At 33.4% G+C, this 17,124-nt stretch carries 13 protein-coding genes and 1 tRNA gene; 9 read left to right on the forward strand and 5 right to left on the reverse strand.

Annotated elements, in window-relative coordinates; translation table 11 throughout:
• Window positions 1-282 precede the first annotated feature (282 nt).
• Both JI747_RS20365 and JI747_RS05070 read left to right on the forward strand, forming a co-directional pair.
• Entirely contained in the window at window positions 283-417 is a 135-nt protein-coding gene (locus JI747_RS20365) for a hypothetical protein (protein ID WP_262904123.1), read from the forward strand.
• Window positions 418-482: 65 nt separating this feature from the next.
• Window positions 483-1,241 carry a GLPGLI family protein gene (locus tag JI747_RS05070; RefSeq protein WP_225686721.1) on the forward strand — a complete coding sequence of 253 codons (759 nt, stop codon included), beginning with the start codon at window positions 483-485 and terminating at the stop codon, window positions 1,239-1,241.
• 113 nt (window positions 1,242-1,354) lie between these two features.
• On the opposite strand, the gene JI747_RS05075 is transcribed toward JI747_RS05070, so the two are convergent.
• A tRNA-Met gene (locus JI747_RS05075) sits at window positions 1,355-1,427 on the reverse strand.
• Between the two features lie 101 nt (window positions 1,428-1,528).
• Here JI747_RS05075 and JI747_RS05080 point away from each other — a divergent pair.
• The 6 genes from JI747_RS05080 (at window position 1,529) to JI747_RS05105 (ending at window position 9,819) form a co-directional block, all read left to right on the forward strand.
• On the forward strand, window positions 1,529-2,140 hold the full coding sequence (locus JI747_RS05080; protein ID WP_047438561.1) for an L-threonylcarbamoyladenylate synthase: 612 nt from the start codon (window positions 1,529-1,531) through the stop codon (window positions 2,138-2,140).
• A 33-nt stretch (window positions 2,141-2,173) separates the two neighbouring features.
• The gene (gene yaaA / locus JI747_RS05085) at window positions 2,174-2,932 is read left to right on the forward strand and encodes a peroxide stress protein YaaA (RefSeq protein ID WP_225686722.1); all 759 of its coding nucleotides are present in this window, start codon (window positions 2,174-2,176) and stop codon (window positions 2,930-2,932) included.
• Entirely contained in the window at window positions 2,933-3,841 is a 909-nt protein-coding gene (gene prmC / locus JI747_RS05090) for a peptide chain release factor N(5)-glutamine methyltransferase (protein ID WP_225686723.1), read from the forward strand.
• 121 nt (window positions 3,842-3,962) lie between these two features.
• Entirely contained in the window at window positions 3,963-5,429 is a 1,467-nt protein-coding gene (locus tag JI747_RS05095; protein ID WP_225686725.1) for a ligand-binding sensor domain-containing protein, read from the forward strand.
• A 439-nt stretch (window positions 5,430-5,868) separates the two neighbouring features.
• Window positions 5,869-8,370, forward strand: coding sequence for a pectate lyase family protein (locus JI747_RS05100; RefSeq protein ID WP_225686727.1), 2,502 nt, complete (start codon window positions 5,869-5,871; stop codon window positions 8,368-8,370).
• 153 nt (window positions 8,371-8,523) lie between these two features.
• Window positions 8,524-9,819, forward strand: a complete 1,296-nt coding sequence (locus JI747_RS05105; protein ID WP_225686729.1) for an AbiH family protein — start codon at window positions 8,524-8,526, stop codon at window positions 9,817-9,819.
• Window positions 9,820-9,913: 94 nt separating this feature from the next.
• Here the strand turns inward: JI747_RS05105 and JI747_RS05110 are convergent, their stop codons facing one another.
• Genes JI747_RS05110 through JI747_RS05125 form a run of 4 tightly spaced genes read right to left on the reverse strand, consistent with a single transcriptional unit; the run spans window position 9,914 to window position 15,540 of the window.
• Window positions 9,914-10,555, reverse strand: coding sequence for a rhomboid family intramembrane serine protease (locus JI747_RS05110; RefSeq protein ID WP_225686798.1), 642 nt, complete (start codon window positions 10,553-10,555; stop codon window positions 9,914-9,916).
• Window positions 10,556-10,570: 15 nt separating this feature from the next.
• Window positions 10,571-13,156, reverse strand: a complete 2,586-nt coding sequence (locus JI747_RS05115) for a DNA gyrase/topoisomerase IV subunit A (protein ID WP_262904124.1) — start codon at window positions 13,154-13,156, stop codon at window positions 10,571-10,573.
• Window positions 13,153-13,635 (reverse strand): hypothetical protein, encoded by a 483-nt coding sequence (locus JI747_RS05120; protein ID WP_225686731.1) that lies wholly within the window; start codon window positions 13,633-13,635, stop codon window positions 13,153-13,155. Before JI747_RS05120 ends, JI747_RS05115 begins: the two co-directional genes overlap by 4 nt.
• Before the next feature lie 33 nt (window positions 13,636-13,668).
• Window positions 13,669-15,540, reverse strand: coding sequence for a DNA topoisomerase IV subunit B (locus tag JI747_RS05125; RefSeq protein ID WP_225686732.1), 1,872 nt, complete (start codon window positions 15,538-15,540; stop codon window positions 13,669-13,671).
• Window positions 15,541-15,743: 203 nt separating this feature from the next.
• Between JI747_RS05125 and JI747_RS05130 the strand changes: the two genes are divergently transcribed.
• Window positions 15,744-17,075: a two-component regulator propeller domain-containing protein gene (locus JI747_RS05130; protein ID WP_225686733.1), complete on the forward strand. Its 1,332-nt coding sequence runs from the start codon at window positions 15,744-15,746 to the stop codon at window positions 17,073-17,075.
• Window positions 17,076-17,124: the final 49 nt, after the last annotated feature.

The raw sequence follows: 17,124 nt of genomic DNA on the forward strand, positions 1-17,124 counted from the left end.
CTTTCATGTTGTTATATTTACAATCAAACTACCATTAATAAAAAATATATTAATTAAGGTTTTCCGTAACAATGAATAAAAATTAATTCTTATCCTTGTAGAAGATTGCAATCACACAAATAACTTAAAAAAATTAAAGTTTTATGAAAAAAATTATTTTGTTAGCAGCTTTCGGAGTTGCTGGTTTAGTAAGTGCTAAAGACAACGAAAAAGTTGATAAGAAAACAGAAGTACCTAAAAAAAACTGAACAAAAAGCCGTAGTTAGAGAATGCGGAGTTGTTGTGACTTACTGGGTAGGTGGTCAGGTTGTTGGAACTCAGCTTATCACCTCTGATCAGCCGGATTTAGAAAGTTGTCAGAACTTTCAAACAGGAGTTAAAGTAGCTTTGTGGGCTGCTGGTTACTGGTTAACTTAATTCAATTAATAAATAACCACTCTCAGCACACTCAGTTGAGAGTGGTTTTACTATAAAAATATTTTATGAAAAAGATAATTTTTTTTGCTTTACTTCTTATTTCAAGCTTTCTTTTCTCACAACAAATCCATATAAAATATCTTAGGGTTTTATCTTCTTTTGCTACTTCTCACGAAGATCTCTATATTAGAAACAATCAAATACTATCCATTCAGGACTCGATTATTACACAAAATAAATTAACTGATTCATGGACTATGTCAGTTAATTTGGATAACGGACGAAAACCAATTAAACAATATTTCGTATCAGATATAAATAACGAATCAGAAAGAAATATCTTTTTCACTTCTAGTGTAGAAAGTAAGGAGTTCTTTATTTATGACAAAGTCCCAAAACCTGATTGGAAAATTGATGAAAAAGAAACAAAAAAAATTCTCGGTTACAATTGTATTAAAGCAACTGGCATATTCCGCGGATCAAAAGTTACGGCATACTTTACCAAAGAATTACCTTATTCAGCGGGACCATTTAAATTTTTTGGCCTACCTGGCTTAATTTTAGATATTAGAACAGACAATAAAGATCACGACATTTGGAAGGCAGAATCGGTGGATATCAATGATAAAAGCGCGGTTGTTTTTAAACCGCAATTCCTAAATAAAGAAAAATTAAGTTTAAAAGAATATGTCGAAGCTAAAGAAGCTCACATGAATAAAATATTTGCAAAGGTTACAGACAATTTGCCTAAAACTGACAGCAAAGTACAAGTAACCAATAATCAAAGGTTTACAGTTGAACAAAAATATGAATGGGAAAATTAAATCCTTAAGCTCTCAAAACTTATATCTTTCAAAACAGACAATGGTACTTTGGAAATTTCAAAGTAAGATAACAAAAAACGGTGTAACTTGTGTTACACCGTTTTTTAATTTAGTAGCGGGAACCGGACTCGAACCGATGACCTTCGGGTTATGAGCCCGACGAGCTACCTACTGCTCCATCCCGCGTTATTGTGTTGCAAATATACAACAATATTTTTAAATTCCTAATTTTTCTTTTAAATAAAGGATTTTTATCAAAACTATTTTATTATTTGTATCTTTGTTATATGGCAAAAATACTAAGAATTTATCCGGAAAACCCACAGGAAAACCTTATTAATGAGGTGATTAAAACCCTGAATAATGGCGGACTTATTATATATCCTTCCGATACAATTTATGCATTGGGCTGTAATATTTTTGACATCAAAGCCATGGAAAAACTGGCCCAACTGAAAAAAATCAAATTAGAAAAGGCCCAGTTCTCTATAATTTGTAATAATCTTAGCCATCTTTCAGACTTTACAAGACCTATTGATACTTCGGTATTCAGGTTTTTAAAAAGCCACCTTCCCGGTCCGTTCACATTTATCCTGGAAGCGAATAAAAGTTTGCCTTTAGCTTATAAAGGACATAAAACAATCGGGATTCGTGTTCCCGACCACTCTATTCCGCAGCTTATTGTTGAAAAACTAGGCCATCCTATTGCTTCAACTTCCATTAGAGATGATGATGAAATTATCGAATATTCTACCGATCCCGAGCTTATTGCGGAAAAGTATGATCATTTGGTAGATATCGTCATCGATTCCGGATATGGGGATAATGTAGCTTCTACGATTGTGGATCTTACTTCCGGGGAACCTGAACTTATTCGTCAAGGAAAAGGAATATTATAAATTCCGGACTTATATTAAACTTCTATTTTTTTTATGAAAATAATAACATCTCCTGCAAAACTAATGAACGTGGAGAACTCAACCGATCTGTTGAGAAGCACTACTCCAAAATTCATTGAGGAAGCAGCATTTATACACTCTTATTTAAAACAAAAATCTCCAAAATATCTTTCTGAACTGATGGAGATTTCTCCTAAACTGGCAGATGAAAACTGGGAAAGAAACCAAAAATGGAAAGCAAAACCGGCTGCCAAAGAATCTGCTCCTGCAATGTATGCTTTTACAGGTGAAGTGTACAGAGGATTAGACGCAAAAACGCTAGACAAAGATGCTGTAGACTATTTACAGAAAAACTACAGAATACTTTCCGGTTTATATGGACTTCTAAAGCCTTCTGATAAAGTAATGCTTTACAGGCTTGAAATGGGTCGTCCTTTTGAGTTCGATCAATATAAAAACCTGTATGAGTTCTGGAAAGAAAAAGTGACAGAGCTGCTGAATACGGAAATGAAAAAGAATGAAGTTCTCCTTCACTTATGCAGCAACGAATACGGAAAAGTAATTGACCGAAAGAAGTTGAACCATAAAGTCATCGATTTTGATTTCTACGAATTAAAAGATGGAAAACTTAAAACTATTGTTGTTTATACAAAACACGCAAGAGGTTTGGTGGTAAGATTCTGTGCTGAAACCAATGCTAAAACATTAGATGATGTAAAAGCATTCAACTATGAGGGCTACAGAATTGATGAAGAAAAATCGACGGATACCAACCTTGTTTTCACAAGATAGATGACAATTTTAGAATTTAAAAGACATTTTAAAAGAGAGCTTTCTGAACTTTATACGGAATCTGAAAGCGCTTTTTTATCTGCTGTTTTTGTTCAGAAGATCGTAGGTTTTGACAGCTTTCATCAAAGAAGATTTTCTGATCAGGAATTACTGATTCAGGATGAAGAAAATCTTTTGCAGATTATTTCAGAATTAAAAACCAGCAGACCTTATCAACAGATTTTAGGAGAAACAGAATTCTATGGGATGAAGTTTTTCGTGAACGAACATGTTCTGATTCCAAGGCCTGAAACGGAAGAATTACTGGAATTTGCCATTCATAAAATACATGAAGCCATTGTTATTCTGAATGCAGCGGAGCAAAATGAAGAATCTCGAGATTCCTCGTTCCTCGGAATGACAAAAAGAACGCTAAAGATTCTGGATATCGGAACTGGAAGCGGAATCATTCCTTTGGTCTTAAAAAAGCATTTTCCGGAAACAGAAGTTACTTCTATTGATTTTTCTGAAAAAGCTTTGGAAACGGCTAAAAAGAATGCAGACTTTCATCAACTTGCCATTACCTTTATTCATGCAGATTATCTGAATTTTGAATTGGAACAGAATTTTGATGTGATCATTTCAAATCCACCTTATATCGGAATTGAGGAAGAGCATGAAATCGCTGATTCTGTTAAAGAATTTGAACCTAAAATGGCTCTTTTCTCCCCTACTTCCGACGCTTTGATCTTTTACCGGAAAATTGCAGAGGATGCAGAGAAATACCTTAATAACAATGGATTATTGTTTTTAGAAATTAATCAGAAACTAGGTCCTGAAACGTTAGAACTTTATGCTACAGATTTTTCAGAAGCTTTATTAATAAAGGATTTATCTGAGAATGACCGTTTTATTTTTGGGAAAAAGTAATTTCCTTTTAAAAACCCCACATAATTTTATAAAGAATATCACTCACATTTATATATCATAAGCTTATATTATAGATTAACTTAAAAACTATAAATTAATAACTTTTTAAACCAGAAACACAATGAGAAAATCTATTGTTCTTTTATCTTTTCTTGCTTTTTCAGGCAAAATGTATTCTCAGAATATTTTTCCTGTCAAATTAGACAATTGCAAAACTGAAAAATTCTGTCTGGACTGTGGAGACATAAAGGCCGGGTACAATGAAGAAGAATTTCAAAAGATTAATGATAAACTTAATAAAACATTAAATCTAAAAGGTTTATCTGGTGCCATAAAATTTCAAGTATTAGTTGATTCTAAAGGTAAGGCATGTGTATTGAGCCATACTGATCAATCTAATAATTTAATCACTCAAAAAATAATAGAGGAGCTAAATAAGTTTAAGAATTGGACACCTGCAATTACTGAAAACAAGAAGGAAGAGAAGAGTTCTATCAATATTATATTTATTGTTAAAGACAATGCAATAAAAGGGAATATTGAAAGAGTCGACATGAATGCTTTTAAAAAATCATTTGACAATCCAACAAAACCAGAAATCTTCAATAAAAATTATACGTATAAAAATGAGCATCTAAACGATTATAAAATTACTGTATGGAATTCTAAAAATTCTGATCTTCCTAATAATATGACCGATAACATTGCCATTGATAATGATGGAGTAATTTGGTTAACGGTTGATGAGGGATTAGTAAAGTTTGATGGTTTTAAATTTATAAATGCGGAACAAAACATTACAGACAAAGGAAAATTCTTCGGTTATTATGCAATAGCTTCAGATAATAGCAACAATAAGTGGGTATATGGTGGTAAGAATATTTACAGCTACAATGGGCAAAACTGGACTAAATATGATAAACAAACTATAGGAATTGACGGAGCTTATGAGATTATAAATAACAAAAAAACCGATGAGGTATATTTTTGTTCGGATGAAGGCTTAACTATTTTCAAAAATGGGAAATGGACAAATCTTAACAAAGATAAAATAAAAGAACTTCCAACAAACAGAGTTGCATTTGCAGCAAAAGACTCTAAAAACAGGTTATGGATTGGTACGTTTCAAGGGACTATTATGATCGACGAAAATGGAAAGGCTACCAGTTTTGAAAATTCAGACACTTTGCTGAATGGAAAATGTATAACTTCCATGGATGAGGATGAAAATGGCAACCTATATTTTACATTATATGAATTGAAAAGAGCTGATAAAGAAAAAGTAAATAATAATGAAGGAATTGCTATAAGATCAAATGATGGAACTTTTAAACAATTCACTACAGATAATTCAGGAATGCCTTTTAATCATGCAAACTGTGTTGTATATGATAAAAAGGATAAAGTTATTTGGATTTCTACCGACAGAGCAGGTTTAGTTCGTTATGATTTAAAGGGAAATTGGGAAAATTATCATAATGAAAATTCAGAAATTCCCACCTCTTATATCTCAACGATGAAAATGGATAATGATGGGAATTTATATTTAGCAACAAGACAAGGTTTGGTTAAAATTGAAAAAAAATAACGGAAATAATTTCTGAACAAGTAACTATCAATGGATACAGGATATATTAGATATTTTAGCTAATATTTCTTTGTAAAAAATAGAGAAGAAGCTTGAAATTAAATAAAAAGAGCAATTTTTTTGCTGCTGTTCACATGCATAAATTTTATTTTTCAGTACACAAATATGCAATTCAAAAATGAATTGCATTTTTTCTGCCTGCAAGTGATTTTCATTTTTTTGAATCCTGTTTTGTGAACATAATTTTTCAAAAAACAGGATTCTACGATTAAAAAATTCACAACATAGTTATTAAAAACATCCATAAACAGACACATTATTAACAATTTTATAAGAATTTTCACAACAAAATGATTTATATTTATAATTTATATATATTTGTATGTAATCGATTACATTTTATCAATTAAAAATTAAAACCGAACAATAACTATCAATCATGAAAAAAATATTGATTTGCTTTGCATTTGTTCTTAGTACAGCATTTGTAAAGTCACAGATAACGATTACACAAACAGTAGGCTGGTTAGAGTCTGCTTATATAAAATGGAATCCTGTAAGTAGTGCAGAAAGTTATAGGGTCTATTATTCCGGAAACGGAATTACCAATAAACTGATCGACACCCAACTTATAAGAAGCTACGGTTCTTATTTCAGAGCCGATATTCCGGGATTGAGTGCAGGAAATTATACTTTTAAAGTGGTTCCTGTAACCAACAATACGGAAGGAACAGGCACTACCACTTCTTCTGTAACTGTACTAGCACAAGACCGTACCGGTTTTGCCCATAGTGACGGCAGAGTTCCCGGGGCTTACAATTTAGATGGTACTTTAAAGGCTAATGCGGTCGTTTTATATATAACACCGGATACGAAAAATACAGTTTCTTTAAACGTTACCGGAGCCAATTCCAATCCTTGTGTTGGGCTTCAAACGATCTTAGATGGTTTCAAGAAGGGAAATGACACTCGTCCTCTTGCCGTAAGATTTATTGGCAATATTACCGATCCAAGTTATTTACTGAATGGCGATGCGGTAGTTGAAAACAACAAAAACGCTTCGAGTTCGATCACTTTAGAAGGAATCGGATCTGATGCTTTGATTAACGGATGGGGAATCAGAATTAAAAATGCAACTAATATTGAAGTCCGAAATCTCGGATTTATGCTTACAGATGCCAGTGAAGGTGATAATCTGAGTTTACAACAGGATAATACTTATATTTGGGCACACAATAATGATCTTTTCTACGGAAAACCCGGTGGTGATGCAGATCAGGCGAAAGGTGACGGTGCATTGGATGCTAAGAAATCAACCTACATTACATTTTCCTACAATCACTTTTGGGATAATGGAAAAAGCTGTCTTCTGGGCTTAAGTGAAGATACGACTTCCGGTCTTTACATCACTTATCATCATAACTGGTTTGATCATTCAGATTCCAGACATCCGCGTATTCGATTTTATTCTGCTCATGTGTACAATAATTATTATGACGGTAATTCAAAATATGGGGTCGGTTCTACCATGGGATCTTCCGTTTTTGTGGAAGGAAATTACTTTAGAAACTGTAAATACCCTGTTCTTACTTCTAAACAAGGGACAGATATCGCCAACGGATCTGTAGGAACTTTTTCAAGCGAAAACGGAGGTGTTGTAAAGGCCTATAATAATTTTATGACAGGTCAGAATGCTTTTATTCCTTATAATGCATCTACTGCAGCGAGTCAGTTTGACGCGTATGTAGCATCAACCAGAAATGAAGTTTTAAGTACTCAGATTAAGGCTTTCCAGGGAGCGGGAACTTATAATAATTTTGATACTAATTCTTCTCTTTACATCAACTCTATGACTCCGGATTCTCCTACAGTAGCAAGAGATAAAACGATACAATATTCCGGTAGAATTTCTGGAGGAGATATCAGCTGGACATTCAATAATGCTACAGATGATACTTCTGATGCCGTGAATACCGGATTAATGTCTCTGCTTCAAAATTATACTTCTTCAATGGTTTTTGTACAGGGAGATTCAGGCTCTTCAACTTCAGGGCAAACGTTGCTTATTGCTTCAAATAATAGTCAAACCGTTGCTTCCGGAACAGCCATAAGCCCAATGATCTTTACCTGGGGAGGAACTGCAACGGATGCGAGTGTGTCTGGTCTGCCAAGTTCAGGGATAAGCTTCGTAAAAAACACAACAAACAAAACGGTAACTGTTTCCGGAACTCCTACTGCAAATATTAGCTTTACCATTACCACAACCGGTACTTCGGGAACTTCAGTTTCAGGAACGGGAAGCATTACAGTAACTACAACCGGAACCAATCCTCAAGGAAATGAAGTTCATAATTTTACTACATCAGCATTAAGCAGTTCATTCTATACATTCACATCAGCAAATATGAATTCTACGGATGGATCTGCAAGTTATGACGGTCTTAGTTTAACGAAAAGACTGAAAATAGAATCATCAACTACTATTTCCTATTCAACGAGCGCTGCTTCATCTTTAACTTTAGTTTTTGATCCGACATTCTCAGGAACAATAAAAGTGGATGGAACGTCTTATACGGCAAGCTCCGGTATTGTAAGCATTCCGAGTATTGCGGCAGGTTCTCACTCTATCACAAAAGGAAGTGTTGCGAATCTTTATTATATCAAAACTCAATACCAGTCTGCCCTTACTTCAAGACTGTCACAGGAAGAAGTTTCCGAGCCAAAAGCAGTTATCTATCCTAATCCTGTACAGAATGTATTCAGCTTATCAACAGATTCGGAGATTGAATCGATTACCATTACCAACAGCACAGGAAGAGTAATGAAAGAAATCAGAGGAAATGTTCAGAAAGTGGATATCAGCAATTTTGAAAGCGGGGTTTATTTAGTATTAATTAAAACCAACAAAGGATTACTTCAGCAGAAAGTAATAAAGAAATAAAAAAATAGTCTTAATAAATATTTGTTAGCCGTCTTTATCATCATGATAAGGGCGGTTTTTTATATCAAAAAAATAACCAGTGACTGCTCACTGGTTACATCTTATCTTATATTATCTTAATATATTTACTATTCAAATAAGAAACTAATACTTATGAACCGTATAATATTAATTGGGAATGGTTTTGATTTAGCCCATGGCATGAAAACTAGTTATGTAAATTTTATAGATGATTATTGGAAAACAAAAAGAAAAGAAATATTTGATGATTATATTGGTCAACACTATAAAGATGATTGTATTTCTATAGATAGGGTGCCTAACATATCATTTTCAGAACCTGAAAATGATTATCAAAATATTTTAAGAAGCTTAAGCAACATAGGTAGTAAATTAACTTATACGAATTATTTTTTTGAAATTCTCAATAGAAATAAATCTTCAAAAAATTGGGTAGATATAGAAAATGATTATTATTTTTCATTAAAAAACTGTTATAAAAAGTCTTCTAATTATAGAATAACAAATATATATACAATAACAAAACTAAATAAAGAATTTGCTGTTATAGAATCTCTATTAGAAGCGTATCTCACGAAGGTTCAAAAAGAATTTTCTACAAGATTCCCTAGTACTTCTGAGGAAACGAATTTTAAAAGATCAATTTACAATATAATATATTCCGATTTTAATCTTAGAGATTTTTCCGAATCATCTATTAATCATCTAACGGAAGAAATTTTTCAAAAAATCTATTCTAATATTAAAGACTTAGAAGAAGGTAATCTTCACATTCAAGAACTTGATTTATCAGATAGAGAAACTAGATTGTATCAGTCATTAGCTGGATTAAAAGATAAAAAAAGAAAAATAAAAGAATTGTTGTCATCTGAGGTATCACCTAATTATTTTCGATATAGACCAAAAGAAATATTATTTGTAAACTTCAATTATACATCAACTGAGAGGCACTACAATGATGCTCCAACTGATAATGAATTTGATGAAAGGATTTCTACAGATATAGTTCATATTCATGGAGTATTAAATAACAAAACAGACAATAAAGTAATTTTTGGTTTTGGAGATGAAATTGATAAAGATTATTTGGAAATTGAAAATCTTAATGATAATGAATATTTACAAAATATTAAATCAATGAAATATCTTGAAAGTGATTCTTATAAAAGATTACTTGAATTTATAAACTCAAATAATTATCAAGTATTTATTTTTGGTCATTCTTGTGGTATTTCAGATAGAACTTTATTAAATACTTTATTTGAACATAAAAATTGTAGTTCTATAAAGCCATATTATCGTCAAAAAGATGATGGAACAGATAATTATAGTGAAATGATTAAAAATATTTCTAGAAACTTTACTGATAAAGCCTCAATGCGAGACAAAGTAGTTAATAAGAAATATACAAATCCACTATTTAGATAACAAAATGGAGAACTCTGTGTTCTCCATTTTTTATGATTGTAATGTTGTTTAATTATTTTTTTGGTATAGATTACTATTATTATCTTAATAATTTCTATCTGATCTTCTTATTCACAAAGATCTGATAGGCTAAATAGATCAAAGGAAGTGACATAATTCCCAGGAACAACATATTACTCATTGCCAACTGAGGATGCATAACAACAGAATATACCAATCCGAAAAATGCTCCTCCTAAATGGGCAGAATGTCCCAGATTATCCCATTGTTTAGGATTCAGCATCATATAGACTGAATACCCAAAATACAGTGTTCCGAAAAGCCATCCCGGCAAAAAGTTGACACTGATCTCATTCGGAGCCATGGCAATAGAGGCAAAGATAATTCCGGAAACTGCCCCCGAAGCTCCAATTGCAGAATACCACGGTTGGTTCTGATAAATCAATAAGCTAAAAAGGTTTCCAAGCAGCAAAGATCCAAAATAGATAATTAAAAAACCTATATCTCCAAAAAACAGAGTAACTGCCTCCTGAAATAAATATAAGGAAAGCATATTGAAAAACAGATGCATAAAGTCCGCATGAAGAAAACCTGAAGTTACAAGCCTCATGTACTCTTTTCTGTTTTTAATTGCACCTACATTGAATTTGTATTTTTCAAAATACTGCGCATTATTTAATCCAATATAGCTATATATACAGGTTGCTGCAATGGTAACTAAAACAATAGGACTCATCATATTTCCAACATTTTAATTTTCTGTGTTCTCATCACTCTGGAACAGATCTCCAATAGTACCACCATCATCATCTCCTTCAAAACGTTCCGGCTCTTCATACACTTCAGGTTCCTCTTCTTCAGGCTCAGGAATTGTGATATTGATCGACTTTACTTTAAATTTAGTGAACTGATTTCCGATGGCTTTTATTCCTTTTACGGCAATAAATTCATCAATGTTTATCGTTTCGGGGTCGCGTTCTTTCCCTTTGTCTTTTGCAAAAATAATTTCAGCAGAAGCGTTATCTGCCACAATAATACTTTCGATAAAAGACTTTGGATGTTCTGAAGGCATGAAAGTCTGAGGATTCGTATTATTTTCAAGCAAGAATCTTTTAATGAAATAAATTTCTTTTTCCCCGTCATAATAAATGCACGTCACGGGTTGCTGCGGTCTCCATTTCTCAAGAACCAAATACTCATCATCGAAACGGTTTCCGAGATCAAAGCTTACCAGTTTTGCTTCTCCGTTTGTATTGATCGTTAAGATCTTATCATCCCCTTTAAAGCTTCCCAATAAAGTTCCTCTTACATCTGCATTTAATCTTCTTACGGTTTCATCAAACCAGATTTTTCTTGGTGCCAAAGTAGAAACTCCTTCTTCCTTCATGTCTACTTTCTTCACCGAATATTTGGTTACCAGATTTCCTTTGGAATCTCTTCCTTTAATGGCTAATTCAGAGAAATCGATATCCATTTTATTCTTTCTGATTCTAGGGTTGGGCTTTAAAAGCACACTTACTGTTTCTGCTTCTCCATTTGGATTGGCAGAGAAATAAAGCGTTTCTGATCCTTTTTTATCTGAAGCTAAAGGATAATCCGTATTTCGCGTTACTCCTGTTACGGAAAAACGTTTCATATAATACGGTCCTTCTCTTCCTTCACGATAGATCATGTTGTAAACCGTTCTTTTATCGTTCTTCTTCCAAATGGCTACGTGAAGAATATCTTTTCCGATGAATGTTTTTGCTTCTACTTTTACGACTTTCATACTTCCGTCTTTTCTGAACGTAATAATGTCGTCAATATCTGAACAGTCGAATAAATACTGGTCTTTTTTCAGGGAAGTTCCTATGAAACCTTCTTCAAAATTGGCATAGAATTTTTCGTTCGCTACGGCAACTTTTGTCGCATCGATGGTATCAAAAATTCTTAATTCTGTTTTTCTTTGTCTGTCTTTTCCGTATTTTTTCTGAATATTCAGGAAATAATCAATAGCATATGTAATAAGATGCTCCAGATGATGTTTTACCTGCTCTATTTTCCCTTCAAGAGCAGCAATATTTTCTTTAAATTTATCTAAATCAAATCTTGAGATTCTTTTGATTCTGATTTCCGTAAGTCTTAAAATATCTTCTTCTGTAACAGCTCTTAAAAGATGCTTCGTATGAGGTTTTAAGCCTTCATCGATTGTCTTTAAAACTTCTTCCCAGCTTTTAACTTCTTCTATATCGTGATAGATCCTGTTTTCAATAAAGATTCTTTCCAATGAAGAGAAATGCCAGCTCTCTTGCAACTCATGAAGTTCTATCTCAAGCTCGCTTTTAAGTAATGAAACTGTATGATCTGCGTTTCTTCTTAAAATCTCAGAAACATTCAGGAACATAGGTTTATCTCCAACAATAACGCAGGCATTCGGAGAAATAGTAACCTGACAATCGGTAAACGCGTATAATGCATCAATTGTTTTATCAGGTGACGAATCATTAGGAAGATGAATCAGAATTTCTACTTTATCTGAGGTATTGTCTTCAATTTTTTTGATTTTAATCTTTCCTTTTTCGTTGGCTTTTAAGATAGAATCAATAAGATCTCCCGTATTTTTAGAAAAAGGAAGCTCAGTAATCATCAAAGTATGCTTATCTACCTGATTGATTCTTGCTCTGGCTCTTACTTTCCCGCCTCTGTGACCATCGTTATATTCGGAAACATCTAAAAAACCTGCGGTAAGAAAATCCGGAAATAATTCAAACTTTTTGCCTTTTAAATAGGCAACGGAAGCATTAATTAGTTCATTAAAGTTATGAGGAAGAATTTTTGTAGAAAGCCCTACTCCAATCCCTTCAACTCCCTGTGCCAAAAGCAGCGGGAATTTTACAGGTAAATCTACCGGTTCGTTGTTTCTTCCGTCATACGATTTCGTCCATTCCGTCGTTTTAGGATTAAAAACTACTTCCAGCGCAAAAGGAGTCAGTCTTGCTTCAATATATCTCGCAGCGGCAGCAGAATCTCCCGTATAGATATTCCCCCAGTTTCCCTGAGTGTCTATCAGCAGTTCTTTTTGCCCGATTCCCACCATTGCATCGGTAATAGAAGCATCCCCATGCGGGTGATATTTCATCGTATTCCCTACAATGTTGGCAACTTTGTTGTAGCGCCCGTCTTCCAGCTCTCTCATGGAATGCATTATCCTTCTCTGAACGGGTTTAAAACCATCAAATACTGACGGAATTGCCCTGTCTAAAATCACATAAGAAGCATAATCCAGAAACCAATCTTTATAAAGCCCGGAAACTTTTTTCAGGCTCTCACCTTCATGCGAGTTCTCTTCTATCATCATTTAATTAACTCTTTTTTCTCGTTATTAGTTTTTACTACTTTATTTAGAGAGAATTTTAAATCTTTTATTTCTTTTTTAGACAGGTATGATATTTCGTATTTCAACATGGTAGAACCTGTATTTTTACTGGATACCTTTACATAGAGTCTCTTGATCAGAAACATATCTACAATTTCGTAGCTGATAAGTTTGTATTTTGGAAACTCATCACTTAATGGTTTGTTGATAAAAGGAACAATATTCCTGTTCCTGAAATTCAAAGCTTCACCATCGCTGTCGTACTCAAAAATCTGCCTTCCAATAACATAGAAAGTACACAACATTGCAGCAGGTATAGCTATAAAAAGATAGCTAAGGTCTCCTAAAATATTGAGTCTGTCTTCTAAAAAGAAAGCAATTATACCACCCACCAAAATCAACAACAGCATCATATTAATGAAGTTATATATTGCAATTTTACTGCGGTTACTTATTCTCATATAGCCGTTCTATTTTTTCTAATAATCTATTTTCTAATCTACAATTTCTTTATTTTGAATGTCCTGATCTTCTACTACCAGATTTTCTAAAATGAAAGTCTGTCTGTCAGGAGTATTTTTACCCATATAGAATTCCAAAAGCTGCTCTATTGTTTGGTCTTTTCCTAATACAACAGGTTCCAGTCTTATATCTTTTCCTATGAAGTGTTTAAACTCATCCGGAGATATTTCTCCCAATCCCTTAAATCGGGTAATTTCAGGATTTTTCCCCAGTTCATTCAGAGCTTTTACCCTTTCCAGTTCGCTGTAGCAATATCTGGTCTCTTTCTTATTCCTTACCCTGAACAAAGGGGTCTGCAGAATATAAAGGTGCCCGTTTTTAATAATATCCGGGAAAAACTGTAAGAAGAAAGTAATCATCAGTAATCGGATGTGCATTCCGTCTACATCCGCATCGGTTGCAATGATTACCTGATTGTATCTTAAATCTTCCAGACTTTCTTCAATATTTAAAGCGGCCTGAAGCAAATTGAACTCTTCATTTTCATATACTACCTTTTTCGTAAGACCATAACAGTTTAATGGTTTACCTTTTAATGAAAATACAGCTTGGGTCTCTACATCTCTGGATTTTGTGATTGATCCGGATGCAGAGTCTCCCTCGGTAATGAATATCTGCGTTTCTGCCTTTCTTTCTGCTTTCTGATCGTTGTAATGCTGTCTGCAGTCACGAAGCTTTTTATTGTGAAGAGATACTTTTTTTGCTCTTTCCCTTGCCAGTTTCTGGATTCCCGAAAGTTCCTTTCTTTCTCTTTCGGAAATTAAGATTTTTCTTTGAATTGCATCAGCAACTTCCGGATTTTTATGCAAAAAATTATCTAACTTACTCTTTAAGAAGTCAATAATGAAAGTTCTTACCGTTGGTCCATTAGGTCCAATGTCATTTGATCCCAGTTTTGTTTTGGTCTGAGATTCAAAAACAGGCTCTTCTACATTGATGGAAACCGCTGCAACAATTGATTTTCTGACATCTGACGCATCAAAGTTTTTATTGAAAAACTCACGGATTGTTTTTACATATGCTTCACGGAAGGCATTCAAATGTGTTCCTCCCTGTGTGGTATTCTGCCCGTTGACGAAAGAGAAATAGGTTTCGGTCTGCGATTTATCCGTATGCGTAATCGCTACTTCTATGTCATTGTCTTTTAAATGAACAATAGGATACAATGTTTCATTCTCCAGTTCTTCATCCAATAGATCCTTAAGACCATTTTCAGAATAAAATTTTTCTCCGTTGAAAAGAATCGTAAGTCCCGGATTCAGGTACGCATAATTACGGAGCATTCTTTCGATATACTCTTTTCTGAATTTAAAATGAAGGAAAATCTCACCATCAGGAATGAAAGAAATCTCAGTACCGTTTCGATCCGAAGTATCTTTTTCATCAAAATCTTCTGTAATTAATCCTCTCGAAAATTCGGCAACCTTCATTTTCCCGTCCCGGAAAGATCTTACACGGAAATATTCTGACAAGGCATTTACCGCTTTGGTTCCTACCCCGTTCAGACCTACCGATTTTTTGAAGGCTTTGCTGTCATACTTACCTCCTGTGTTCATTTTAGAAACAGCATCCACCACTTTACCCAGCGGAATACCACGACCAAAGTCACGAATGGTAACTTTACCATCGTCCAATTTTATTTCAATTCTTTTACCAGATTTCATTCTGAACTCATCAATAGAGTTATCCAGAATTTCTTTTAGTAAAATATAAATACCGTCATCAGCAGAAGATCCGTCTCCCAACTTCCCGATGTACATTCCGGGACGTAAACGTATGTGTTCCTGCCAATCAAGGGTTCTGATATTATCTTCGGAATAGATTGGGTTTATTTCTTGTGACATATGTAATTTCAGCAAACATACAAAAATACAAAATTGGATAAAATTACACCGATAGAAATTATTTATTTTTTCTTAATTTGAAGCACCAAAAAATAAATTATCAGCACCAAACTCACCTTCTTATTAATTATGATATCAAAGAAAGAGAAGTTTTTGAATAAAATAATCATTCTATTTTTTATTCTGATCTTTTCTCCATTTTTTTGTCAGATCCCGGTTTGATCAACTACAACGAAAGTGACGGCCTGAACAGTTCTTATACTTACCGTATGAAGCAGGATGCTCATGGTTTTATGTGGATAGGTACAGACAATGGTCTTTTTCGTTTTGACGGTAAAGAATTTAAGCAATATGGCAGAAAAGAAGGCCTGAAGAATATTGAGGTCATCAGCTGTGAACCTTTACCTAACGGTGAAATTTTCATCGTTCCTTTTCTGAATGATTTCTCTTATCTGAAAAATGGCAAAATCATCAGTTCCCGTTATAATAAATATCTGTCTGATCAATTTTCCAATTATGTTCCCATTATCACAAGAAACAACAATACACTTTATTTACATACGATCAATAATCCTAAAGATATATTCGTTTACGAAAATGAGCATTTAAAAAAATATCATGTATCTATTGATTACAAAAACATATCATTACATGCTTTCAAATTTGATTATCATACAAATACTTTATACTTAAAAGAAGCTTTTGGTGACTCTATCATTATCTACAACATTATTACTAAAAAACAGGAATCTCTGTTTATTGGCAAAAGCTATTTTGTTTGTAACAAGGATAATCTCTTCGTCTTCTATGATGAAAAAACACTTGATGTTTACAAATTACAAGGGACTTCCCGTTTTAAAAAAATTCATTCTTATCCATTAAAAGGTAAAGTTTTCCATTCTATTATTGATAAGAATAATAAATTGTGGCTCAACATGGTGAATGGTGGTGTCTTATTCTTTAATCAATCATTACTTGATGAAAGCAAACCATTAAAACCACCTGTAACCTTACTGAAAGATCATGTCATACAGTATGTTTTTGTAGACAGAGACGATAATATCTGGTTCGGCCTGAGAGATAATGGTATTTTTTTCATCAGTAAAGTTTTTTTTGCGAATTATATCAACCAACCTTTAAAAAATAATTCTGAATATATCAAAACAATCAGCACAAACGGTAACAATATTATTATAGGATATGACAAGGCTGCAGGCGCTATCTACCAAAACGGAAGATTAAGGAAAATTGTTTTTGATTCATCTGATAAAACGGAGAATAAAACGTTATACACTCACAAGAATATCATATTCTTTGGACTTACGTCTAAGGTCATCATTTATGATACTTCTAGCCATCAAAGTATCACCTTACGGCAAAATCCTAAATATATTGTTCCTTACGCGGCTAGCTCAGTGCTTTTATGTGCCGCTTCAGGACTCTATCTGTACGATATAAAAAGTAAAAAAAACGGATACAATTTCTACAGACAGAACATATACCCGCTCTTCCTTATACTCAAGACAGTATTTTAGTCGGTGACTTCAGCAATTTGTATAAGCTCAATATAAAAACAAAAAGAAA

Source organism: Chryseobacterium tagetis (assembly GCF_016735585.2).
Taxonomy (GTDB): domain Bacteria; phylum Bacteroidota; class Bacteroidia; order Flavobacteriales; family Weeksellaceae; genus Chryseobacterium; species Chryseobacterium tagetis.

Bases quoted from the DNA above. Each gene is read 5' to 3' on its own strand.
- JI747_RS05070 (WP_225686721.1), top strand. From the start codon at position 483: ATGAAAAAGATAATTTTTTTTGCTTTACTTCTTATTTCAAGCTTTCTT.
- JI747_RS05080 (WP_047438561.1), top strand. From the start codon at position 1,529: ATGGCAAAAATACTAAGAATTTATCCGGAAAACCCACAGGAAAACCTT.
- yaaA (WP_225686722.1), top strand. From the start codon at position 2,174: ATGAAAATAATAACATCTCCTGCAAAACTAATGAACGTGGAGAACTCA.
- prmC (WP_225686723.1), top strand. From the start codon at position 2,933: ATGACAATTTTAGAATTTAAAAGACATTTTAAAAGAGAGCTTTCTGAA.
- JI747_RS05095 (WP_225686725.1), top strand. From the start codon at position 3,963: ATGAGAAAATCTATTGTTCTTTTATCTTTTCTTGCTTTTTCAGGCAAA.
- JI747_RS05100 (WP_225686727.1), top strand. From the start codon at position 5,869: ATGAAAAAAATATTGATTTGCTTTGCATTTGTTCTTAGTACAGCATTT.
- JI747_RS05105 (WP_225686729.1), top strand. From the start codon at position 8,524: ATGAACCGTATAATATTAATTGGGAATGGTTTTGATTTAGCCCATGGC.
- JI747_RS05110 (WP_225686798.1), bottom strand. From the start codon at position 10,555: ATGAGTCCTATTGTTTTAGTTACCATTGCAGCAACCTGTATATATAGC.
- JI747_RS05115 (WP_262904124.1), bottom strand. From the start codon at position 13,156: ATGATGATAGAAGAGAACTCGCATGAAGGTGAGAGCCTGAAAAAAGTT.
- JI747_RS05120 (WP_225686731.1), bottom strand. From the start codon at position 13,635: ATGAGAATAAGTAACCGCAGTAAAATTGCAATATATAACTTCATTAAT.
- JI747_RS05125 (WP_225686732.1), bottom strand. From the start codon at position 15,540: ATGTCACAAGAAATAAACCCAATCTATTCCGAAGATAATATCAGAACC.